The 21,423-nt window shown below is 47.6% G+C and carries 19 protein-coding genes; 7 read left to right on the plus strand and 12 right to left on the minus strand.

Annotation, left to right across the window (positions count from 1 at the left end; genetic code table 11):
- Positions 1-7 precede the first annotated feature (7 nt).
- Together LHF31_RS05190 and LHF31_RS05195 are read left to right on the plus strand one after the other, a co-directional pair.
- Entirely contained in the window at positions 8-742 is a 735-nt protein-coding gene (locus tag LHF31_RS05190; RefSeq protein WP_298003727.1) for a sugar phosphate nucleotidyltransferase, read from the plus strand.
- A complete protein-coding gene (locus LHF31_RS05195; protein WP_303773750.1) occupies positions 721-1,860 on the plus strand; it encodes a DegT/DnrJ/EryC1/StrS aminotransferase family protein in 1,140 nt (379 codons plus the stop codon). The genes LHF31_RS05190 and LHF31_RS05195 overlap by 22 nt, the downstream gene beginning before the upstream one ends.
- On the opposite strand, the gene LHF31_RS05200 is transcribed toward LHF31_RS05195, so the two are convergent.
- The 6 genes from LHF31_RS05200 to LHF31_RS05225 all read right to left on the minus strand — a co-directional run bounded on the left by LHF31_RS05200 (position 1,857) and on the right by LHF31_RS05225 (position 9,614).
- Positions 1,857-3,266, minus strand: a complete 1,410-nt coding sequence (locus LHF31_RS05200) for an alpha-amylase family glycosyl hydrolase (RefSeq protein WP_298006478.1) — start codon at positions 3,264-3,266, stop codon at positions 1,857-1,859. The two genes, LHF31_RS05195 and LHF31_RS05200, sit on opposite strands and share 4 nt — an antisense overlap.
- On the minus strand, positions 3,226-4,203 hold the full coding sequence (locus LHF31_RS05205; protein WP_298006476.1) for a DMT family transporter: 978 nt from the start codon (positions 4,201-4,203) through the stop codon (positions 3,226-3,228). Before LHF31_RS05205 ends, LHF31_RS05200 begins: the two co-directional genes overlap by 41 nt.
- Before the next feature lie 15 nt (positions 4,204-4,218).
- Positions 4,219-6,222 (minus strand): beta-galactosidase, encoded by a 2,004-nt coding sequence (locus tag LHF31_RS05210; protein ID WP_303773753.1) that lies wholly within the window; start codon positions 6,220-6,222, stop codon positions 4,219-4,221.
- 26 nt (positions 6,223-6,248) lie between these two features.
- Complete coding sequence (locus LHF31_RS05215; protein WP_303773755.1) at positions 6,249-7,097, minus strand: fumarylacetoacetate hydrolase family protein; 849 nt, start codon at positions 7,095-7,097, stop codon at positions 6,249-6,251.
- An 8-nt stretch (positions 7,098-7,105) separates the two neighbouring features.
- Positions 7,106-8,563, minus strand: coding sequence for a glycoside hydrolase family 13 protein (locus LHF31_RS05220; protein ID WP_303773757.1), 1,458 nt, complete (start codon positions 8,561-8,563; stop codon positions 7,106-7,108).
- Positions 8,564-8,627: 64 nt separating this feature from the next.
- The gene (locus LHF31_RS05225; protein WP_363324784.1) at positions 8,628-9,614 is read right to left on the minus strand and encodes a D-glycerate dehydrogenase; all 987 of its coding nucleotides are present in this window, start codon (positions 9,612-9,614) and stop codon (positions 8,628-8,630) included.
- 177 nt (positions 9,615-9,791) lie between these two features.
- On the opposite strand from LHF31_RS05225, the gene rpmF reads away from it, so the two are divergent.
- Positions 9,792-9,980: a 50S ribosomal protein L32 gene (gene rpmF, locus LHF31_RS05230; protein WP_298008556.1), complete on the plus strand. Its 189-nt coding sequence runs from the start codon at positions 9,792-9,794 to the stop codon at positions 9,978-9,980.
- Positions 9,981-10,051: 71 nt separating this feature from the next.
- Here rpmF and LHF31_RS05235 read toward each other — a convergent pair whose 3' ends face one another.
- Genes LHF31_RS05235 through trmFO form a run of 6 tightly spaced genes read right to left on the minus strand, consistent with a single transcriptional unit; the run spans position 10,052 to position 16,395 of the window.
- Complete coding sequence (locus LHF31_RS05235) at positions 10,052-10,264, minus strand: hypothetical protein (RefSeq protein WP_298008558.1); 213 nt, start codon at positions 10,262-10,264, stop codon at positions 10,052-10,054.
- Entirely contained in the window at positions 10,264-11,619 is a 1,356-nt protein-coding gene (gene hflX, locus LHF31_RS05240; protein WP_298008561.1) for a GTPase HflX, read from the minus strand. Before hflX ends, LHF31_RS05235 begins: the two co-directional genes overlap by 1 nt.
- Before the next feature lie 5 nt (positions 11,620-11,624).
- Complete coding sequence (locus LHF31_RS05245) at positions 11,625-12,800, minus strand: LL-diaminopimelate aminotransferase (RefSeq protein WP_298008563.1); 1,176 nt, start codon at positions 12,798-12,800, stop codon at positions 11,625-11,627.
- 31 nt (positions 12,801-12,831) lie between these two features.
- The gene (locus LHF31_RS05250; protein ID WP_298008566.1) at positions 12,832-14,073 is read right to left on the minus strand and encodes a sensor histidine kinase KdpD; all 1,242 of its coding nucleotides are present in this window, start codon (positions 14,071-14,073) and stop codon (positions 12,832-12,834) included.
- A gap of 46 nt (positions 14,074-14,119) precedes the next feature.
- Complete coding sequence (locus LHF31_RS05255; protein WP_298008568.1) at positions 14,120-15,031, minus strand: M28 family peptidase; 912 nt, start codon at positions 15,029-15,031, stop codon at positions 14,120-14,122.
- The gene (gene trmFO / locus LHF31_RS05260) at positions 15,028-16,395 is read right to left on the minus strand and encodes a methylenetetrahydrofolate--tRNA-(uracil(54)-C(5))-methyltransferase (FADH(2)-oxidizing) TrmFO (RefSeq protein WP_298008571.1); all 1,368 of its coding nucleotides are present in this window, start codon (positions 16,393-16,395) and stop codon (positions 15,028-15,030) included. The genes LHF31_RS05255 and trmFO overlap by 4 nt, the downstream gene beginning before the upstream one ends.
- A gap of 101 nt (positions 16,396-16,496) precedes the next feature.
- On the opposite strand from trmFO, the gene LHF31_RS05265 reads away from it, so the two are divergent.
- From LHF31_RS05265 to LHF31_RS05280, 4 genes are all read left to right on the plus strand, one after another.
- A complete protein-coding gene (locus LHF31_RS05265; protein ID WP_298008573.1) occupies positions 16,497-17,900 on the plus strand; it encodes an RNA polymerase sigma-54 factor in 1,404 nt (467 codons plus the stop codon).
- An 85-nt stretch (positions 17,901-17,985) separates the two neighbouring features.
- Entirely contained in the window at positions 17,986-19,863 is a 1,878-nt protein-coding gene (locus LHF31_RS05270) for a nitrogen regulation protein NR(II) (protein ID WP_303773760.1), read from the plus strand.
- A complete protein-coding gene (locus LHF31_RS05275) occupies positions 19,860-21,029 on the plus strand; it encodes a sigma-54 dependent transcriptional regulator (protein ID WP_298008578.1) in 1,170 nt (389 codons plus the stop codon). Before LHF31_RS05270 ends, LHF31_RS05275 begins: the two co-directional genes overlap by 4 nt.
- A gap of 62 nt (positions 21,030-21,091) precedes the next feature.
- Complete coding sequence (locus LHF31_RS05280) at positions 21,092-21,415, plus strand: hypothetical protein (protein ID WP_298008581.1); 324 nt, start codon at positions 21,092-21,094, stop codon at positions 21,413-21,415.
- Positions 21,416-21,423 lie beyond the last annotated feature (8 nt).

Consider the following 21,423-nt stretch of genomic DNA (forward strand, 5'->3'; position numbering starts at 1 on the left):
GTAAAAGATGAAAGCGGTTGTTCTTGCTGGGGGTAAGGGGACCCGTCTTGCGCCATATACTCGTATTATCCCCAAACCCATGTTACCTGTTGGAGATAGAGCCATCCTTGAAATTCTGTTGCTTCAGATGAAACGTGCCGGCATCCAGGAGGTTATTCTGACAGTAGGGCATCTTTCTGGGTTAATGAAGGCTTATTTTCAAGATGGTCAGCATCTGGGTTTACGCATTTGTTACAGTTACGAAAATTGCCCACTTGGAACGGCAGGCCCGCTGGCAATGGTGGAAGGCTTGGAGGATACATTTCTGGTCACGAATGGAGATGTTTTAACAACATTGGATCTCCAGGATTTGTTGAAGTTTCATGCTCGTACAGGTGGAATAGCAACAATTGCCACGCACCGAAGAAAGGTATTCATTGACTTAGGGGTTATTCATGTCAATGGTGGACATGAAATTGTGGATTATATTGAAAAACCTACTCTGGAATATCAGGTGAGTATGGGGATTTACGTATTTGAGCCCCGTGTTCTGCGCTACATTCCTAAAGGAGAATATCTTGACTTTCCCGATCTGGTAAAAACCTTGCTTGCTGTGGGTGAAAAGGTGGTTGCCTATCCCTTTGATGGCTACTGGAAAGATTTGGGACGACCGGATGATTACGAGCAAGCCAACCTCGATTTTGAACAGATCCGCAATCAGTTATTACCGGAGGAAACTTCATGGAATGGCGAGTGCCTTTAGCCGATATTGATTATGGCCAGGAAGAAGCCAATGCCGTTTTAGGTGTACTGCAACGAAAATGGCTTACGATGGGAGAGGTAACCCAAACCTTTGAAAAAGCCTTTGCTGAGGCACATGGTGCAAGGTTTGCTTTTGGAGTTACCAATGCCACGGTAGCGTTACACCTTGCCTGCCTGGCATTAGATATCCATTCTGGAGATGAGGTTATCGTTCCATCCCTGTCGTTTGTTGCCACCGCCAATGCAGTGCTTTATACAGGGGCAGAGGTTCGTTTTGCTGATGTTATCGGATTGGATGAATTAACTATTGATCCGGAGGAAATTCGCAAGCAAATTACCCCAAAAACCAGAGCCATTATGGTGATGCATTATGGCGGTTATCCATGCCGGATGGAGGACATTTTAACCATTGCCCATGACTATCATCTTTACGTCATTGAGGATGCTGCTCATGCTCCCGGAGCAAGTTTGAATGGAAAATCTCTGGGAGTATGGGGAGACGTGGGGTGTTTCAGTTTCTTCTCGAATAAAAATCTTTCCACGGGTGAAGGAGGCATGATTCTCACCAACCGGGAAGATCTAGCCGAAAAAATCCGGCTGCTCCGTTCCCACGGAATGACCACTCTCACCTATGACCGTCATCGAGGACACGCTTTCAGTTACGATGTCCTGGCGCTTGGATACAATTACCGCATTGACGAAATTCATTCCGCATTAGGGATCGAACAGTTAAAAAAACTTTCCAGGAACAATGCTCTGCGAAAGAAATGGTCAGAGTTATATTGGAGGGAGTTAGCCGATTTACCCCTCATTTTCCCGTTTGCGAAAAGTAATGGACAATCTGCATGCCACCTGTTTCCAGTGATTCTGCCACGAGCTGTAAACCGTGAGCGCTTCATGCAGTCTATGAAAGATCAGGGTGTACAGACTTCCATTCACTATCCACCGATTCATCAATTCTCGTATTATCGTTCACGATACAATCAGGTTGTTTTGCAGAATACAGAACAGGCTGGATTAAGAGAGGTAACTCTCCCTCTTTATCCTACGATGGGGGAAGAAAAAGTGATGTTGGTGGTAGAGGCTGTTCGAACTGCACTGAGAAAAGCCCAGGATTAATGAACTTCCCAGATGGCAAATCCAAAAGGAAGGAATAAATCATTCCCTGATTGGTTTTCTCGGGTCTTGTATCCTTCTGCCCAGATGGGGCTGTGTTGGGGAAGGTTATCATGTTTTAACCTGGCAAACCGTTTTGTAGGATTTGCCCAGATGAGAAGGGATTGTTCCTCTCCATGCCATTGCCACCCGCACATGACTGGATGACTGGTGGGTAATGCTTCAAAATGTCCGGATAATTCAGGGCGGTTGAGCAAAACCAGCAATTTTTTATAAAATGCTAAAACCTCTTCAGAAGGATTTTCTTCAGGACGTCTCCCCAGAAATACAGGCAATCGAATAGAGCGCCCTTCCATTTGCCCTTCGTGGAGCATAAATATTCCCGGCGTGGTTGCGGTCATGATTGCCGCCAGTTTCCATTGACCGGAAGGAAATGCCATCACCGCTCTCATTTCGTCGTGGTTTTCAATAAAACGCACCAGATGGGTTTGATAATGGACCGGTTTTGCCAGTTGGGTACGAATTTGTTTGGGGGCGCGCCCTTTAATGAAATCATATAGTCTTTTGTCATAGCAGGCGTCGAATCCCTGTGCCAGAAGTTCGGGTTCCGTGTCCCAGTACGCTTCTGCCATGAAAAAGAAATGAGGGTGAACTTCCTTTACTGCAGGGAGAATTTCTTCCCAGTAGTCTTTGTCTGGTGGGGCTATGTGGTGATGGCTCCAGGTTCGTGGGAAAATTGAATTCAGCATCAACATAGCCATATCCACACGAACACCGTCACAGATTTGACCAATTTCTATCAGCGTTTGGATGGTGGCCTGTCTGAGACCGGGATGGCAGGCATTTAACTGAACAACATCTTGCCAGGCGGGGAAATTGGGGTCTTTTCCCCTGGCAAAGATGGATTTCCCAATCCGAATATAGGCATCAGGATTTTGACGAAGATCCTTTTCTGTACCTTGAATAAAATATTCAGGATGGTCCTGCGTCCAAGGATGATCGGGTGCTACATGATTGGGAACAAAATCGAGAATGAGGCTCATTCCCCGGTCATGGAGTTCTTTCCGAGCCTTCAGGATTCCTTCTGTCCCTCCAAATCGTTCGTCTACTTTGTAATCCTGTACGCAGTAAGGCGATCCAATGGTGTCAGATGGGGAATAATCCTTTAAGACCTGTTTAAATTCCTGCACCAGTTGAGGGTTCTGTAAGGCAATTTGTGTTCCTAAAGGACTGCGCTTCCAGACACCCATTAACCAGATTAGATGGAATCCTGATCCTTGCAATCGATTCCACTCCTCTTCAGGTACGGTGTTAAGCGTGATGGATTTTCCGGTCTTTAGAGAAAGTTCTTGAAGCCAGACAGCCGTGTTAATTTCGTATAGCAGGGGTTTGGGTGGAAGAGATTTCATTTGCTCTCCTTTTTTCTGTATGAATTTGCTGAATATCATTGATTCTCAACAAGATCACACCTGAAAGAATTAACAGGCTTCCAAGTACCTGGTCGAAAGTAAATCGTTCTCCAAGCAGCACATAGGATTGTAAAGCGGTAAAAGACGGTTCAAGGGTGGCTATGAGGTTTGCAACGCTGGCGGGCAGGTAATTCAGGCTATAGGTGTACAAACCATACCCTCCTATTGTAGGGATCAGGGCTAAAAGAAACAGAACTGTCCAGCCATCCCATTGGTTTCCCAGCCAGAGAAGATTACGGCTTCCAACCCAGTTAATGGGGAATAGAAGGTTGGTGCCAAGGAGAAAAATAGCGGCAATGAGAAAAGTGTATCCCAGTACGGTTGGGGTTGGAATATCCTTTTTTGAGGCAAAACGTCCAAACAGAGTGTAACCGGCAAAGGCAACACCCGACAATAGCCCTGTAAGAATTCCGACTGGATTGGAATTCCAGTGTTGAACCTGATGTGCCCCGGATACCAGGATACAACCGATCACGCTGAAGCAAATAGCGATAATTTTGGGAAGACGCAAGTCTTCCCGCCAGATGAGCCATCCAAAAATCGCAGTAAATGCCGCTGAACTGTAAGCAAGAACAGTAGAAATTGCGGCTCCATTCAAAAAAACCGAGTAAGTCCAGAGGCAATTGAACACAGCGAGGAGTGCTCCATACCCGGTGAGGAATAAAAGCGTAGATCGTTGAATCTGGAGGAGGGCTGGTTTGAGGATGGTGACAGCCAGCAGTACAATCCCGGCTGTAAATAAATCCCGCCAGAATGCCAGAATCAGTGCCGGGATTTGATACTCCTGGCTTAAGTAACGAATAAACACTGCTGTGGCAGACCACAGCAGTGTGCCTACCAGAGCAATGCTATAACCTTTAGAGCGTGGGGTTTTCAAAGAAACATCCTTGGCTTAAATGGTTTTCGTAAGAACGGCAACTCCATAAGGAGACAGGCGAATCTGACCGGCGATACGCTTCCCGCTGATATGATCATCGTAAGTGTTGTTGTCCAGTTTAACCAGTTGTTCCGCCTGGGTATGATTGACAATGACAAAAACTTCTTTGCGGTCGTACGTTCTTACGCGGCGGTACACGTGGACTCCAACCGGCGCTTCAAACATTCCGTTCACGCCCGCACTTGAGGCAACCCTCTTAAGAAATGCGAACATGGCGGTTTCATCCAGATAAGCGCCAACGTAATATACGATTCCGGCTTGATGGTTGTGTACTGTGATGGCAACCTGTCCATCAAGCCATCCATTGGAGGAGCCATATGTCGCTACGGGAAGGGTGAAATCGTGGTCTATGATTCTGATCCGTTCAGCCCAGATTCGTGCCTTGCCGGTAAACCAGTTCCCGATCACGGGGACGTCTTCGTTGATGGCATAAAAGTCTTCCACCTCGGCGCCTGTAAGGGGTGTCAGGAATGCAGGCGGGCGCAATGGATGGAAAGCATTATCGCGGTTTTTCACGGCGGTGCGGGAGCCAAGTACCAGATGTCCTCCGTTCTCCACAAACGCCTTGAGGTGGGCAACCCGTTTTTCGTCAACAATGGTCAGTGAGGGAGCCAGGACAATCTTGTATCCTTCCAGAGATTGATCCGGAGAAATAATATCTACGGGGATGTTCAACTGGCAAAAAGGACGATAATATGCCATCAGATGGGCTACATAATCAAAATCCCGGTGATGTTTTTGCCATGAAATGGACCAGCGGCTTTCATAGTCATTCATTACAGCAACCCGGGATTCAACCTGCGTATTTTCAAACAAAGAGGATAGTTGCCTGAATTCGCTGGCAATTTGTTTCACTTCCTCGAAGAAAGGTCTGGGCTGCCCCGATTGATCGATTAACGTACCGTGAAATTGTTCCTGCCCGTTCAAGGCAGAACGCCATTGCCAGTACAGAACTGCATCAGCCCCTTTGCCAATAGCCTGCCACGCCATTGTTCTGGCTTCGCCCTTATAAAGCGGGTTGTTGATTTTTGCCCAGTTAACGGTATTGGGTTGGGTTTCCATGACCCAGAAGTTTTTCTTTTTGAATCCCCGGGTAAGATCATGGGTGGCACTGGAAAAAACAGGTTCGTTATGTCCCATGCCAATGTACCAGTCCCAGGAAACCATATCCAGATCCGCAGCCATTTCATAATGATCAAGCCCGTCAAACCACCCCATAAAGTTATGGGTGACCCAGACCTGTTCGTTCAAATGCGGTTTGAGAAGATCGATTTGTAATTTTTGGAATTTTCGATAACTCTGAGTGACAAACCGTTTCCACTCCAGCATCAAACCGGGATTGTGAGGACCAATTGGGATTGGAATTTGTTTCCAGTCGCTGTAGGTCTGGCTCCAGTAAGCAGTTGTCCAGCGACGGTTGAGTTCATCAAAGGTTTTGTATCTATCTTTGAGATATTCCTGGAAAAGGGAGTGACAGTGTTCACAGTAACAAATCCGATTGAACTCGTTGTCAATTTGCCAGCCAATTACGTTCGGGTTACTTCCAAAGTGCTCAGCCATGGCTTTAACCAGCCTGGCGGTTGCCTCATGAAATGCACTGGAGTTGACACAATAATGGCAACGGTTTCCAAACTGAACTTTTTTGCCTTCCTCATTGGTTGCCAGGATCTCCGGATGTTCACTCACCAGCCACGCGGGAGGTGCAGCCGTTGGGGTTCCCAGCACCGTGCGAATATTGTGCAGGGCAAGAAGGCTAATGGCATGATCCAGCCATTCAAACTGGAAGTTTCCTGCAGATGGTTCCAGACTGGACCAGGCAAATTCGCCCATTCGAACCACGCTGATCCCGAGTTCCTGCATGAGGCGGATATCATTGAGCCATTGTTCAGATTTCCAGTGTTCCGGGTAGTATGCCGCGCCAATGTGAAGGACTTTTCGAGATGGACTTTGTGTGCTCATGATTCTCTCCTCTTCTCTACCTTGTTTCAGAGATTTGTTCTACAGGTGTTTTCGAGAACGCCAATGTCTTCAATCTCCATGTGAAGAAAATCGCCATCCTTGAGAAATACGGGTGGTTTCCGGAAAACGCCAACGCCATCCGGAGTGCCGGTTGCAATAACATCTCCCGGTTGCAGGGTAAAAGAATGGGAGAGGAAAGAAATTAATTCCGCTACACTGAAAACCATTTCCGAGGTTGAGGAGTCCTGCATGGTGACCCCATTCAATTTTGTGGAGAGGTGAAGGCGCTGTGGATCCGGGATTTCATCAGAGGTGACGATCCAGGGACCCATCGGACAAAAAGTGTCCAGACTCTTTGCGCGTACCCATTGACGATCCCGGAATTGAATATCCCGTGCAGAGACATCGTTGACAATAGTGTAACCAAACACAAAGTTTAATGCTTCCTGCGGTGCAACGTTCCGGGCAGTCTTTCCTATGACTACCCCCAGTTCCACCTCGAAATCCACCTGTTGGGTCACCTCAACACTCCAGCAAATGTCCTCACAGGTTCCAATGATCGAGGAGGAGAACTTTGCAAAAACCACAGGACGCTCGGGAATGGGAACATTTTGCTCGCGGCAATGGTCTCGATAATTCAACCCAATACCAATAATTTTCCCAGGGTTGGATAGTGGTGCTTTTAATTTGACCTCAAAAAACCTTTTTTGTGGAAAAGAGGTTTTCCTGGCCAATATTTCTGACAGGAGATTTTTCCCTCCTTGAATAATATATTCAATGGAGGGGAAACTTTGCAGTGGAAGCAGAAAAACTTGCTCTCCCTCTACGATACCGACCTGCTTGTGATCTCCCTGTTGAATAGTAGCAAGTTTCATATTGGTGTCTATTGCATGGAAAGAATAGTGCCAGTGAACGGTGCTAGTTGATATTTCAGGAAAAACTCTTCCGTTAGATGGATTATCTCTCCACTGAAGAGATTCTTAAACCGTTTTCCCTCCAGAACCGATTGTTGGATACGAAGTTCAATGGTTTGTGTTCGAGGGCTATTGTTTACCAGTACTACGAGATAGTCCTTTCCCTGTTTCCGGGCATAGGCTAACCATTGATCTTGTGCCTCGAGAATTTCCCATTCTCCATCTCGAAGGGCTGGGTGCTTCTTGCGAATTTCAATCAGAGATTTAAAGTAATTCCTTAATTCCAAATCCCATTGCGAGGAATTCCATGGGAAACCACGCCGGCAGTCCGGATCTTTTCCACCTTCCATGCCAATTTCATCACCGTAGTAGATGGTAGGTGCGCCTGGATAGGTAAACATGACCAATGCTGCAAGGCGAAGTGCTTCTTTGCGTCTTCCCACCAGACTGAGAAAGCGAGCAGTGTCATGACTATCAAGCAAATTCATCTGTGCCTGCACAGCGGGAAGGGGGTAGAGGTTCAGAAGTGAAGTAATTTGCCGGGCAAAGGATGGTGCATCTTTGACAAAAAATTCAGGCCCATGTCCTCGCCAGTGTCCAACTAAATCCTCTTGGAGGTGTTCTCCTCCAAAGAAACTCCATAGTGCATAAGTAAAGAGATAATTCATTACCCCGTCAAATTGATCTCCCTGTAACCAGGGCCGGGCATCCCAGGGGATTTCTCCGGTAATGTAAGCATCTGGATTCACGGATTTGATTACATTGCGAAACTCTTCCCAGAATCCGGATTCCTTGATTTCGAAGGGCACATCCAGACGCCAGCCATCAATTCCCTGTTCAATCCAGTAACGACCGACATCCATGATGAATTTTCGGACCTGGGGGTTAGCATGATTGAAGGTCGGCAAAGCGGCGATGCTCCACCAGCATTCATAACGCGGTTTTCCTTCATAGGCGTTCAGCGGGAAGCCGTGGATTTTAAACCAGTCCAGGTAAGGGGATTGTTTTCCGCATTCCAAAATATGGTTGAACTGAAAAAAACCCCGGCTGGCATGGTTAAAAACTCCATCCAGTACAATGCGGATATTTCGGCGATGGGCTTCTTTGAGCAGAGTCTGAAAGGCTTTATCTCCTCCCAGGAGAGGATCTACTTTGAAATAATCGTGAGTGTGGTAACGATGATTGGAAGCAGACTGAAAAATGGGGGTGAAATAAATCGCGGTGATCCCTAAATCCTGAAGATAATCCAGATGTTCAACCACTCCCATTAAGTCGCCGCCTTTAAATCCATGTGGAGTGGGGGGAGCGTTCCAGTCCTCTAAATTGGCTGGTTTTTCTACCTGAATACTGCTGGCAAATCGGTCGGGAAAAATTTGATAAAATACCGCGTCATGAACCCATTGAGGTGTGGCGAACTGAGTATCCAAAATCCCCTCCTGAGATGATGCTGAATTTAGTTTTTGCAGATTTTATTATAAATCTAAAGGGGGGTTACCATTGTTGGTTATACACCTGCGGGTTTGCGCAAAAAGGTAACCGTTCCCTTTTCAACCCGGCAATTAGATTCTGCACAGCCATAACCGCCATCTGATTCCTTGATTGGACACTTGCACTGGCAATATGGGGGGTAATGATAAGGTTGGGAAGTTCCAGAAGTGGGCTGTCCATTGGAATCGGTTCGGGTTCGGTCACATCAATCGCTGCGCTACGGATTTGCCTGGTCTTAAGAGCATGGTATAAGGCGTCTGGGTCCACAACTCCACCGCGCGCTGTGTTGATCAGGATGGCATCCTTTTTCATCAGGGAAAATTCTCTTTCCCCGATCAGGTGATAAGTGCTTTGGGTAAGAGGTACGTGCAATGTGATGAAATCAGCCTCTCGAAGCACAGTTTCCAGAGAAGCGTATTCTACTCCCAGGGTTTCTTCGATTTCTGGAATCCTCTTGGTGTCAGTATAAAGTACGCGCATGTCGAACCCTCTTGCTCGCCGGGCTACAGCCTGACCAATCCTACCAAATCCGATGATTCCTAAAGTAGCGTGGGAAACATCCATCCCCAGAAGAATGCTCGGTCCCCAGGTTTTCCAGTTCCCTTTTCGGGTATATGTATCGGCTTCGGTCACACGCCTTGCTGCTGACATGAGCAGTGCCCATGTGAAATCAGCAGTTGCATCGGTGAGTACCCCCGGAGTATGTCCAACGGGAATCCCGCGTCTTGTTGCGGTTTCTAAATCGATGTTATCGACTCCCACAGCGTATTGGCTGATCACCCGCAAGTGGGGGGCACTCTCTATCAATTCACGATCCACGCGATCCGTGAGTAAGCAGAGCAATCCCTGAGCGTTTTGGATGCGCTCTTTCAGGACTTCGTAAGGCGGAGGGAGTTCGCCTTCCCACAGGTCAATTTCGACCTGACCGGAAAGCATTTCCAATCCGATGTCCGGGATTCTTCGGGTCATAAATATGCGCGCTCTTTCCATAAGGTTGATTATAACCATTCATTCAGAGTTCGGGAATTTTTACCAGATTTTTTTACGGGTCTCGATGTAATTTTGTGCGAATTGTTTTTCCCCCTTGACGTCTGGAAACGGGGCGGGTAGAATTAGACGGCTTTTGTATAGAAATTGACCAAAGATTTGAGAAATCGGAGAGTTGGCATGGTTCCTCATCCAAAAAGAAAACACTCACAAGGACGCCGCGATCGTCGTCGCTCACAAGATACGTTGAAGAGCACCAATCTGGTTGCCTGCTCGAATTGCGGTGAACTGCGCCTCCCCCACACCGTATGCCCAAACTGCGGACATTATAAAGGCGTGGAAGTGGTCGCTCGGGAAAGCAAGAAATAGCCTGGCGTTTTTCCTCCTGATACGAGCAAGCGCGGAGAAACTATCCGCGCTTGCTCGTGTTAAGGAATTCATTACAGTGCCCAGGCAAGCATAATCCCAAAAATCGCCAGAATGATGCCGAGGTGCAGGAATAAATTGGTCTGTGCAAGCCATCCCGAAGGTACAAGGACGTTAAGAAGGAAATTCAATACGATGAGCAAGATGCCTGTGAGGGGTAAAAGTCCCTTACGGGGTGCAAGAAATTCGGAAAGACGGTCTAGCAGTTTAGAAAACAGGTTCAACATCAAACAGTTTCCTCTTTAGCCGTAGGCTTTTCCTCGTTGAATAAATAGGGTTGGAAGCGGGCTAATAACCTGCCCGGTAAATTTCCTTCAATTAAAACACCACCTCGAGTATGTTCAATTCGTTTTACCTGACCTTGATCGTGAAACAGAGAGATGAGATTCCCTTCCTGATACGGAATACGAACTTTAACAGGCTGGTAAGTCTCAAAGAGTTCCTGATTGACGAGGGAAAGCATTTCGTTAATGCCGATCCCTTTCAAGGCTGATATGGCTAATACAGAACCTGAAAAGTTTTTGAGAACTTCTTCTGCGGCTTTCGGATCAGGTAGACGGTCAATTTTATTCAAAAGTGTAATGACAGGGATATGGTCTGCCTGGATTTCTTTCAGCGTATCATGAACTGCCTGCGCCTGCTCAAAAGCGTTGGGATGGGTAATATCTACCACATGCAACAGCAAATCAGCCTCGGCAATTTCTTCCAGAGTAGCCCGAAAGGCTGCTACCAGTTGGGTGGGTAACTTTTGAATAAAGCCTACCGTATCCGTAAACAGGGCTAAATGTCCTCCGGGTAATTCCACCCGGCGAGTGGTCGGGTCAAGGGTGGCAAATAACTGATCTGCAACGTAAACATCTGCATTTGTCAGTCGGTTCAGCAGGGTGGATTTACCCGCGTTGGTATACCCAACCAGCGCAACCACAGGAATTTGAGACCTCTGTCGTTGTGCGCGATAGCGCATCCGGTGCGCCCGTACTTTTTCCAGTTCTGCTTTCAGTGTGGCAATCCGTTTCCGGATTTCGCGCCGGTCCACCTCCAGTTGGGTTTCGCCCGGGCCACGCAGACCAACTCCCCCCATGCTTCCAGTTCTCCCACCGCCTCCACCAGCCTGGCGGGCCAAGTGGGTCCATGCGCGGGTCAGTCGAGGCAGACGATATTCGTATTGCGCAAGTTCGACCTGTAGAATGCCTTCTCGTGTGCGGGCATGCTGGGCAAAGATGTCCAGAATCAGGGCTGTGCGATCCAGAATGCGCACATTGGGACCAAGCCTTTCTTCTAGTTCTCGAAGGTGACGGGGAGAGAGCTCGTTGTCAAACAAAACCACCTGGGCAAGTGTTTCCTCAACCAGAATCTTGATTTCCTCAATTTTTCCTGATCCAATATAGGTATCAGGATGAGGAGCATCCAGCTTCTGTGTTGTCTGCCCTACGACTTCCAGTCCAGCAGTTTCTGCCAGGAGAGCCAGTTCTTCAAGAGAGTCTTCTAAAGGTAAAAGAGAACGCTCGTTTCGCAACTCTACGCCGACGAGGAATGCTCTTTCACGAGGTGGAGAAGTGGGTTCTGGAACTTTCTTAGCCATGCATTTTACCGTTTTCCAAGCCAGTTTTTTAATCGCTTCATGGCTTCTTCAATGCGCTCGGTTGGGGTTCCCAAAGAAATTCTGAGATAGCCCTCTCCGTATTTTCCATACACAATTCCAGGCGTAGTACTTACCCCGGTTTCTTCAAGAAGCCGATTACAAAATTCCACGCTATTCTGGTGGGGAGAGGGTAGTTTTGCCCAGACATAAATGGCAGCAGGGGGAGGGGTAACCTCGAACCCGATCTCGCGCAAGGTAGAAACAATTAAGTCTCTGCGTTGCAGGTAGATGGCGTTCCGTTCTTCCAGCCAGGATTGATCCCCTGATAAAGCGGCAATTGCTCCATCAATCACCGGTTGAAAATGCGCCGAATCCGCCTGGCTCTTGTATGTGTGCAGGTATTTTATCACCTGAGGATTGCCTACCGCCATGCCCAGACGCCACCCCGCCATGTTATAGGTTTTGGAGAGCGAGTTGAACTCTACCGCAACCTGCCTGGCTTCAGGAATTTGCAGGATGCTGGGGGCTTGATACCCATCGTAACAAATATCCATATAAGGGGCATCATTGGCAATCAGAATGTGATATTTGAGCGCAAAATCTACAAGTTTCTCATAAAACTCCATTGGAGCAATTGCCCCGGTGGGGTTGTTTGGGTAATTAATCCAGATAACTTTGGCTTTTTTCCGCACCTCTTCAGGAATTCGATCCAAATCGGGTAAGAAGTCATTTTCCTCGAGTAAAGGCAGAGGATAAACCTCTGCTCCGGCAATGATGCTCGCGCTGGAATATACCGGATAGGCAGGATCGGGAACCAGAGAAACATCACCCGGATTCAGAATAACCTGTGCCAGGTTGAATAGCCCTTCCTTCGAACCGATCAGCGCCAAAATTTCGGATTGTGGTTCAAGAGATACACCAAAGCGGTGTTGATAATAGTCAGCCACGGCTTGTTTGAAAGCAAGGGAACCTCCCATTTGCGTATAGCCATGAGTGTCATGGCGTCGTGCAGAACTGACCAGTGCCTCAATGATAAACGGGGCAGGAGGCAAATCCGGAGACCCCATATCCAGGCGAATCACATCGACGTTTTTGGCTCGAAGTTCGTTGATTTTTTGGTTCAGTTGGGCAAAGAAGTACGGTTTGAAAGATGCAATACGATCTGCCGGTTTAAACATCATTTGTGTGAATCCTGTCATGGTAAGTAAATTCCTAAAAGAGCGATTTTTTTACAGGTTTATTTGTGAGCGGGGCTAAAAGGCGTGCCATTTTTTCATCGGGTGGTTGGGTGATTAACGGCAAAAGAATATGAAACGTCGACCCGGGACAGGTTTTTTCATCAAATCCCGGAGATTCTACCCAGATTGCTCCACCGTGGGCTTCCACGATTCCCCGGGCAATGTGCAAACCCAGCCCGGGTCCCCCTCCCTTAAACTTGGTTTTACTGCTGGAATGAAGATCGGTTTTTCCCAGCCGTGCAAATTTATCGAATATGAGCAACTGATCTTCAGGATCGATGCCAATCCCTGTATCCTTAACGATCACTTCGATGAATCCAGGGAGTTTTCTGCCATCTACCGTAATGGATCCACCGTCCGGGGTGTACTTGATGGCGTTTGTAAGCACATTTCGGAAGACCTGTAATAGGCGTTCTGGATCTCCGAAGGTCATTTCCCCACTGCCGGGGAAGTCTTGAATGGTAAGAGTTTGCTGTCTTTCCTGAAGCACACCGTGAAGTTCATTTTCCAGTACATGGAGAATCCTGTTGATCCACACAGGCTGGAAATTCAGGGAAAGCAAATTATTATCAATCAGCGATACGTCAATCATGTCGTCAATAATGGCTTTCAAACGCCTTGTTCCATTATGAATCCCATTCAATAAATCGAGTTCATAAGCAGTCAAATTGCGACTGTTTAAAGCGTCTCTCAGCATGGCAGCATACCCATCTACCAGTGTGAGAGGGGTTTTCAATTCATGCGCTGCAACAGCAATGAAATCTGACTTGCTCTGGTCCAGTTTTTCCAGAGTCTGTTGAACCTGTTGTAACTGTTCGGATATGGCTCGAATCCGTACTTCCATTTCCATTTGGAAGGCGCGCCGAAAGCAGTACAGAAATATCGGTAATAAACCACTAAGAACGACAATAGATTGCTCAGGTTTTAAGTGTTCTTCGCAAATTTTACTGGTGAAGAGAAGCAAATCCCCGATAAAATCTACCAGACTGCTGGATACATCTGGTGATTCAGTTTGGGGTAAAGCCTCTGCCCATGCAGAGAGAATTGGATCCATCCAGGAATGAGTCCCGGTTTCCAGTGAAACTTCTAACCGGTCAAAGAACTGCTCCAGTTGTTCACGTAAATCTTCCCGAATGTTTGCTGCCCGCGCTAAGGCTTGGGGTGAACGTTGCACCCAGGGTTGCCGGATTTCATGAAGCAGTTCAATCTCTTGCATACAGGTATAGTTTACCCCCAGATTTTGGTTTTGCCAATTTGATGTGTTATTCTTCACGGAAATTTCCATGATATTTGACTAACCATTCCAGAAGGGTATCTCCTACCGCCTTAAGACTTTTAGGGGAAACTTTATCAGGGGTATCGCTGGTGGTGTGCCAGTATGGATAATCAAAATCAATGATATCCACAGCAGGAATGCCTTTTTGGATGAATGGAATGTGATCATCAATCAGACTCGGACCCGGCTCGTTAACGAAAATAGAACCGTAACCTAATTCCTGTGCTATTTCCCACAATGTTTGTTGTAATTCTGGAGTGGAATTTCGCTCAAGAGGAAGACGCAGATCAGTATCGCCGACCATATCCACAATGACCACTGCCTGGGGATTCTCCAATAAGGTTTCGGCAAGGACTGTTGAGCCTTGAATCCAGTCTTGTTGACGGATTTGCCCTTGATCTTCAGCGTCTAAAAACACCAGAACAACTTCAACGGGTAAATCAGGTGGGATGACTCTTGCCAGTTCGAGTAATACGGCAACCCCAGATGCCCCATCGTTTGCACCAGGAACGGGCAGGTTTTGTTTTTGGGGGTCTGGATCGCGGTCGGCAAATTCCCTGGTATCATAATGAGCGCCTAAAAGAATCAGCGGTTCACCCTGATTACGGTGAGCAATCAGGTTAAGGATAGGAAATTCTGGCGTCCCCTCTTGTTGAATTTCTACAGACCAGCCTGCCCGGTTCAGTTCGTCGCTCAGCCAGGTGAGCATCTGTTGATGCCCATCGCTTCCTGGATGACGTGCTCCAAATGAGACCTGGGTTAGGACATCCTGGTATGCACGCTCGGCATTAAATGTGGTTGGGGCGAGCACAGGCTTGCGGAACACCCACAGCAACAAAATCATACTAAGGGTGGCAAGCAAGATGGTCAGAAGGATGCGAAATTTTTTTTGATTCATGGCTCCCTGTCTGTGAGAGCAATCTGGTTTTCTTCTGCCCACACTTTCAAATCAATTAATGCTCTCTCTACATATTGTAGCGCACGTTGTGATTTTCCTGGTGCCGGGGAAGGCAATGGAGGTAGGATACCAAAATTGGCTTTCATGGGTTGAAAGTCCTTAAGAGAAGCGTGAGTCACATAGTGGCAGAGTGCTCCCAGCATAGTTGTTTCCGGGAGCGGGACTGGAGTCTCCCCTTTCAAGACTCGGGCGGCATTGATTCCTGCCAGTAAGCCCGTTGCGATATTTCCCATGTACCCTTCTACGCCCGTGATCTGCCCGGCAAAGAAAAGATCCGATCTCTGATGAAATTGTAAGGTTGGGTGTAAAAGAACTGGAGAAGCCATGAATGTGTTGCGATGCATCTGCCCATAGCGGACAAACTCGGCATTTTCCAGTCCCGGGATCATTCTGAAGACGCGACGTTGTTCAGGGAACGTCAAATTAGTTTGAAAACCAACAAGATTATACAGAGTTCCAGCAACATTATCCTGACGCAGTTGAACAACCGCATAGGGGCGTTTGCCTGTATGGGGATCACGCAGTCCAATGGGACGCATAGGACCAAAGGCAAGCGCTTCCTTTCCACGTGATGCCAGTACCTCAATGGGCAAGCACCCTTCAAAATATTCATGGGCGCCTGCTCGAACCCCCAGATTGATTTCATCTTCAAATGCGCGGAGAGGAATCCGTTCTGCAGAGAGAAGGGCTTCAATAAAATGTTCATATTCTTCCCGGGTCAGCGGGCAGTTGATGTAATCTCCTTCTTCAACCACTCCACGCTGGTATCGAGAGGCTCGGAAGGCTTTCTCCATGTTAATCGTTTCTGCGCGTACAATTGGCGCAATGGCGTCGTAAAAGAATAAGTGTTCGGTTCCTGCCAGTTCCTGGATTGCCTTCGAAAGTGCCGGGGAGGTCAGGGGACCCGATGCAATAATGGCTGGCTGTGAAGGGATGTCGGTATATTCTTCACGGATGAGCCGAATGTTGGGATGAGACTCTATTCTTTCAGTAATGGTTTTGGCAAACAGGTCCCGATCCACAGCCAGCGCGCCCCCAGCGGGGAGAGAACATTCTTCAGCAATCTGAAGCAGTAAAGAACCCAGGAGCCTTAACTCTTCTTTTAGCAGTCCTGAAGCGCGATCAATCAGTTTAGATCCCAGGGAATTTGAACACACCAGTTCCCCAAGCCATGGGGTGGTATGAGCCCCGGTGCTTTGCCTGGGACGCATTTCAAACAAATCTACCTTAAAACCTGCCTGAGCAACCTGCCAGGCAGCCTCTGACCCTGCCAGTCCGCCGCCAATGATGATGATATCTGCCATAGGATGTATTTTACCAAAGCAGGAAGAAAAAACAATTGGACCTGGTATAAAACTTGCAACCTTCAAGAAATGATATATACTCTCTGAAAGAGGGAAAACCTATGCTTCACCATCTTCCCCTGCAAACCATTAAACCGCTTACAACGGCACACCTGGCTCAGACGATGAGTCTGTTGAGCTTGACCGCCGCTGAATTACAGGAACAGATTGAGGCAGAACTTGCCTCGAATCCGGCGCTGGAGATGCTGGATGAACTGCGTTGTCCCGTTTGTCATAGAAAACTTCCCAGGCAGGGAATTTGTCCGGTTTGCAGTCAGCCTGTGCTGAGTCAGGGGGAAGAAGCAGTGGTTTTCGTCTCTACTCGTGAGGTGTACACCGGGTTTGGCGAGCCACAGGACGATGAGGATCGAGAAGATAACGGAGCATTGGAAGAAGAAAGTTTAGCCGTACATGTATTTCGTCAAATCGCTCCAGATATTCCTTCCGAAGATCGGAAAATCGCCGCTTTTCTGCTTACCCATCTGAATGAGGATGGCCTGTTGACGATTTCTCTTCAAGAAATTGCCTCATATCACCACATTCCTGTGGAACGGGTACGAAACATTCAGCGGGTTATTCAACGCGCTGATCCGGTTGGTGTGGGAAGTGTTGACCCTAAAGAGGCTCTTCTCGCGCAACTCAGTCTCCTGGAAGAGACTCAACCCGTTCCGGCTCTGACTCGAAAAATGATTGAGGAAGGTTTGGATTTGCTCTCTCGTCATCAGTTCCATGAACTGGCGCGCATGATGAAAGTGTCGGTAGGGGAAATTCAACGCATTGCCTCTTTTATCAGCAAGAATCTGAATCCTTACCCGGGGCGATCTTCGTGGGGAGAGTCTAAAGGAGGACGAATTGCCAACCAGCAGGTTTTTTACAAACCGGATATTTTGATTACTTTATCCACAAATGGTGATCAAGAAGTCCTGGTTGTCGAAATTCTCTTCCCACTGTGGGGAACGTTGCGTGTGAATCCCTTGTATCGTAAGGCAATCCAGGAAGTTGATGAAGAATTGAAAGAAGATATGCGTCAGGATTTGGAACGCGCTTCTCTTTTTGTGAAATGCCTTCAACAGCGCAATCACACCATGCAAAGATTGATGCAGCGGATTGTTGCCTGGCAAAAAGATTTTATCTTGAAGGGAGACAAGTTCTTAAAACCCCTGACCCGGGCGCAGATTGCCAAAGAATTAGGCGTGCATGAATCTACGGTTTCGAGAGCCGTAGCCAATAAGGCTGTACAATTGCCCTCAGGTAAAATTATCCCGTTGGCAGATTTTTTTGATCGAAGTCTTTCAGCACGAATAGTTCTGAAAGAATTAATCATGCACGAAACCAAACCCCTCAGTGATGCAGAACTGGTGAAACTGATGGCGCAACGGGGTTATGAGGTCGCCCGTCGTACCGTTGCAAAGTACCGGGCAATGGAAGGAATACTGCCAGCCAACCTTAGAAGGGCGTGTTATTGACACAAGTATGAATTCAAGCGAGAAAGGATTTCGCATAAGTCCACCTTGGGGAAAATCTCTCCAGGGTTATGAAGATTTAACCCGATTGTTGAGTCTGGTTTATCAACCCTCTGTTTTATTCATTCAGCCAGCGGGACAGTTATTGTTTGCCAACTCCGCATTTCTGGAATGGACCGGGTGGGACCTGGGAGACATTCTGAGTCATAAATGGATTTGGCTGTTAAATGAAACCACCATTCCTAAGGGTGATGGGGAAGAGGGTTTCCTCACTCATATCCGTTGTAAACATCGTGATCCACACCTTGCGCGTGTTCGTCTGACAGATGTTGATCACGATGGCAAACGATATACCATTGCCTTCTTTTCCCCCGAATCATCTCCCCGGGCAGAACGAGAAAGGAAATTTGAGGATCGCTTGCTGGATGTAATGGAAAAAATTTCCAGCATTTCGCTGGAAACTTCTCTCCAGCATTCTCTTAAGTACATTTGCGCAATGGTTTCTCGTCTGCTCGAAGTCGAGGCTTGTGCTTTGTATCAGGTCAGTCCGCTTTCTCCCCAAATGGTCAAAATTTGCGATAGTGGGGTGCAAGAAATCTTTCCCCCAGTCATGACTCTGGCGGATCTGGTACGTCTTACGGGGATCCAAATCTGGACTCCTGGACGACGCGCCTTAACACTGGTTCATCGTTATGGACAGGAGCAGGGGCTTACTTTTGTTGCCAGTGCTTCATTGGGAAATGCGGGCGGAGCGATTGGTCTTCTGGTCCTGGGAGGGAGAGGCGAAGTTCGAGAAGAAAGGGTTTTATCCACCCTCCGGATGCTGAGACGCCAGATTGGCGCATTTTTAGAAAATCATCTCAAGGTTGAGGTGATTCAGGAACGTTTACTTGCAATTCAGCAGGAGTTCGATGTCCTGGAAGCCGCAATTAATGGAGTGGAGGAAGGCATATTCATTCTCAAACCTGACCTGCGCATTGATAAGATAAATCAGAGCGCTGAATGGTTGTTCGGCTATGCCCAATATGAAATTATTGGTGTACCTGTTGACAATGTGCTGATCGGTTCGGATCGCCTTCGCCCGGCTTTAGAGGCGGCGTTGGAGGGGATCCCCATTCACACCATTGGGGATTTATCCCTTCATCGCCGGAATGGGGTATCCTTCCCGGCGGTCGTTCAGGTGGTGAGGGTGCCGGCAGAGGGAAAAGTAAATGCCCTGGTTGTGCTGGTTACAGATATCAGTGAAGGAGAAGCGATTAGAATTCGTACTCAACAACTGGAACAGCGTGCTTTGCTTGGAGAGGTGACTTCGGTGTTTGCTCACGAAGTACGCAATCCCATTAATAATCTCTACACGGGGCTGCAGGTGCTTTCGGCTACGCTTCCACCTGAAGACGCTACCCAGGAACATCTGGCGCGTTTACAGCAGGATTGCGTTCGATTGAATAACTTAATGGAATCCGTTCTCAACTTCTCAAGGAACACCCAGTACAAATTTGAACCTGTAGACTTAAAAGATTTCCTTCAACGCATTTTAGATCGGTGGCGTCCGCGCTTTGGGAAGGTGAATGTGGAAGCCCAGTTATTTGTTCAGGAAGGTACTCCCAAAGCCTTTGCTGATCCCCGGTCGTTGGAGCAGGTATTTACCAATTTAGTCAGTAACGCAGTGGATGCAATGAGCAAAAAAGGCGGGCACCTGACCATTCAGGTTTCGCCCAAAGTTGGACCTACGGGAAGGAATGAGGTTGTGGTTGCGGTATTAGACGATGGACCGGGCATTCCTGATGAAATTCGTGACCGTATCTTTGAGCCTTTTGTAACCACGAAATCCAGCGGGACCGGTTTAGGGTTGGCGATCACAAAAAGAATTGTTACCGCCCATCATGGAAGCATCAAAGTCAATTCCTTCCCTGGCGGCACAGTCTTTGAGGTTACTTTGCAGGCATATTCAGGAGAGTCAACATGAGTCTGACAATATTAGTTGTGGATGATGAAGAGAACTTTCGAGTGAATACCGAGCGCTACCTTGAAACGCGAGGTTATGAAGTCATCGGCGCTTCCACTTTACAGGAAGCCCGTGAGACACTGGTCAAGGGCGTGGCAGATATTGTTCTGCTGGATGTTCAATTGCCCGATGGGTATGGGCCGAATCTGCTTTACGAAACTGCTCAAATGGCATTCCGTCCGCCAATTATCCTCATTACTGCATACGGGGATATTGATATGGCTGTAGATGCCATGCGCAATGGAGCCCATGATTTTCTGACAAAACCTGTTCAATACAACCAGTTAGAAAAATCAATTCAGCGGGCAAGTGAAATTGTAACCATGCGGAGAGAGTTACTTCACTTGCGTCAGGCTCAAAAGAGCCAAAATTTTGTTGTTGGGAAGAACCCAAAGATGCAATCTGTTCTGGCGATGGCGAAGCGAGCCGCTGAATTATCCGTTTCGGTTCTCATTACCGGTGAGACTGGAACAGGCAAAGAAGTACTGGCAAAGTATATCCACGCGAGCGGTCCTCGAGCGAATAAACCCTTTGTTCCGATTAACTGTGCGGCAATTCCGAATACCATGCTGGAGGCGGAATTGTTTGGTTATGAACCTGGTGCGTTTACCGGTGCAGAAAAACGCAAACACGGTTTGATGGAGGTTGCGGATGAAGGGGTTCTCTTTTTAGATGAAATTTCTTCTATGCCGATGGATATTCAAGCCAAAATGCTCCGTGCGCTGGAGGAACGTGCTTTCCGGCGGGTAGGGGGCTTGAATCAGGTGAAAGTGGATGTTCAAATTGTCGCCGCATCGAATCGCGATCTCACCCAAATGATTAAAGATGGGCATTTTCGTGAAGACCTGTATTATCGGTTAAAGGTTGTGGATTTGCATTTATTACCATTGAGAGAAAGGAAAGAAGACATTCCAGAACTGGTCGTTTTCTTTATTCGCCAAAACAATATGAGATTGGGAATGAACGTTCGTGATGTGACACCACGAGCGATGGAAGTGCTCATGAAATACCACTGGCCCGGAAATATCCGCGAATTGAGTAATTCTATTGAGCGAGCAATGCTATTCTGTAATGGTGAAGTGATCGACCTTCCCGACCTTCCCGACTTGAATATTCATTCTTCCTGAAAAAATTATCTGGCATAGTTTTTGCAACGTTGCCTCCCGAGAGTATTCAATCGGGAGGCAACATGTTTCAACTCAATGTCGAACAGTTCTTGATGCTTATGGCTGTCAGTCTGCTCGTCCTGGGGGTGATCTCTCTTGCGGCGGGGGTTCTCATCCTGACTTTTCGAGTGGGTGGAAAAGATATTCATACACTTGCCAGCCAGACGGCACGTATGGCTCAAAAAGGGATTGCCGAGGATATCGCTGGTCTGGTGGGGAACGCTTCTGCACTTCTGGAAGCACTCAATCAATTGGTGCGCACGACATCTGGTGTGGGGGTTTTTCTCATTCTGGTTGGCTTTATGCTGTTCGCTTCTGCTTACTCACTGGTCACCATGGTGCCCTAGGAGGATCC

Origin of the sequence: Anaerolinea thermophila (assembly GCF_020723905.1) — a bacterium.
Classification (GTDB): domain Bacteria; phylum Chloroflexota; class Anaerolineae; order Anaerolineales; family Anaerolineaceae; genus Anaerolinea; species Anaerolinea thermophila_A.

Coding starts and splice junctions, on each gene's coding strand:
- LHF31_RS05190 (WP_298003727.1), top strand. CDS start 8: ATGAAAGCGGTTGTTCTTGCTGGGGGTAAGGGGACCCGTCTTGCGCCA.
- LHF31_RS05195 (WP_303773750.1), top strand. CDS start 721: ATGGAATGGCGAGTGCCTTTAGCCGATATTGATTATGGCCAGGAAGAA.
- LHF31_RS05200 (WP_298006478.1), bottom strand. CDS start 3,266: ATGAAATCTCTTCCACCCAAACCCCTGCTATACGAAATTAACACGGCT.
- LHF31_RS05210 (WP_303773753.1), bottom strand. CDS start 6,222: ATGAGCACACAAAGTCCATCTCGAAAAGTCCTTCACATTGGCGCGGCA.
- LHF31_RS05215 (WP_303773755.1), bottom strand. CDS start 7,097: ATGAAACTTGCTACTATTCAACAGGGAGATCACAAGCAGGTCGGTATC.
- LHF31_RS05225 (WP_363324784.1), bottom strand. CDS start 9,614: ATGGAAAGAGCGCGCATATTTATGACCCGAAGAATCCCGGACATCGGA.
- rpmF (WP_298008556.1), top strand. CDS start 9,792: ATGGTTCCTCATCCAAAAAGAAAACACTCACAAGGACGCCGCGATCGT.
- LHF31_RS05235 (WP_298008558.1), bottom strand. CDS start 10,264: ATGTTGAACCTGTTTTCTAAACTGCTAGACCGTCTTTCCGAATTTCTT.
- hflX (WP_298008561.1), bottom strand. CDS start 11,619: ATGGCTAAGAAAGTTCCAGAACCCACTTCTCCACCTCGTGAAAGAGCA.
- LHF31_RS05245 (WP_298008563.1), bottom strand. CDS start 12,800: ATGATGTTTAAACCGGCAGATCGTATTGCATCTTTCAAACCGTACTTC.
- LHF31_RS05250 (WP_298008566.1), bottom strand. CDS start 14,073: ATGCAAGAGATTGAACTGCTTCATGAAATCCGGCAACCCTGGGTGCAA.
- LHF31_RS05255 (WP_298008568.1), bottom strand. CDS start 15,031: ATGAATCAAAAAAAATTTCGCATCCTTCTGACCATCTTGCTTGCCACC.
- trmFO (WP_298008571.1), bottom strand. CDS start 16,395: ATGGCAGATATCATCATCATTGGCGGCGGACTGGCAGGGTCAGAGGCT.
- LHF31_RS05265 (WP_298008573.1), top strand. CDS start 16,497: ATGCTTCACCATCTTCCCCTGCAAACCATTAAACCGCTTACAACGGCA.
- LHF31_RS05275 (WP_298008578.1), top strand. CDS start 19,860: ATGAGTCTGACAATATTAGTTGTGGATGATGAAGAGAACTTTCGAGTG.
- LHF31_RS05280 (WP_298008581.1), top strand. CDS start 21,092: ATGTTTCAACTCAATGTCGAACAGTTCTTGATGCTTATGGCTGTCAGT.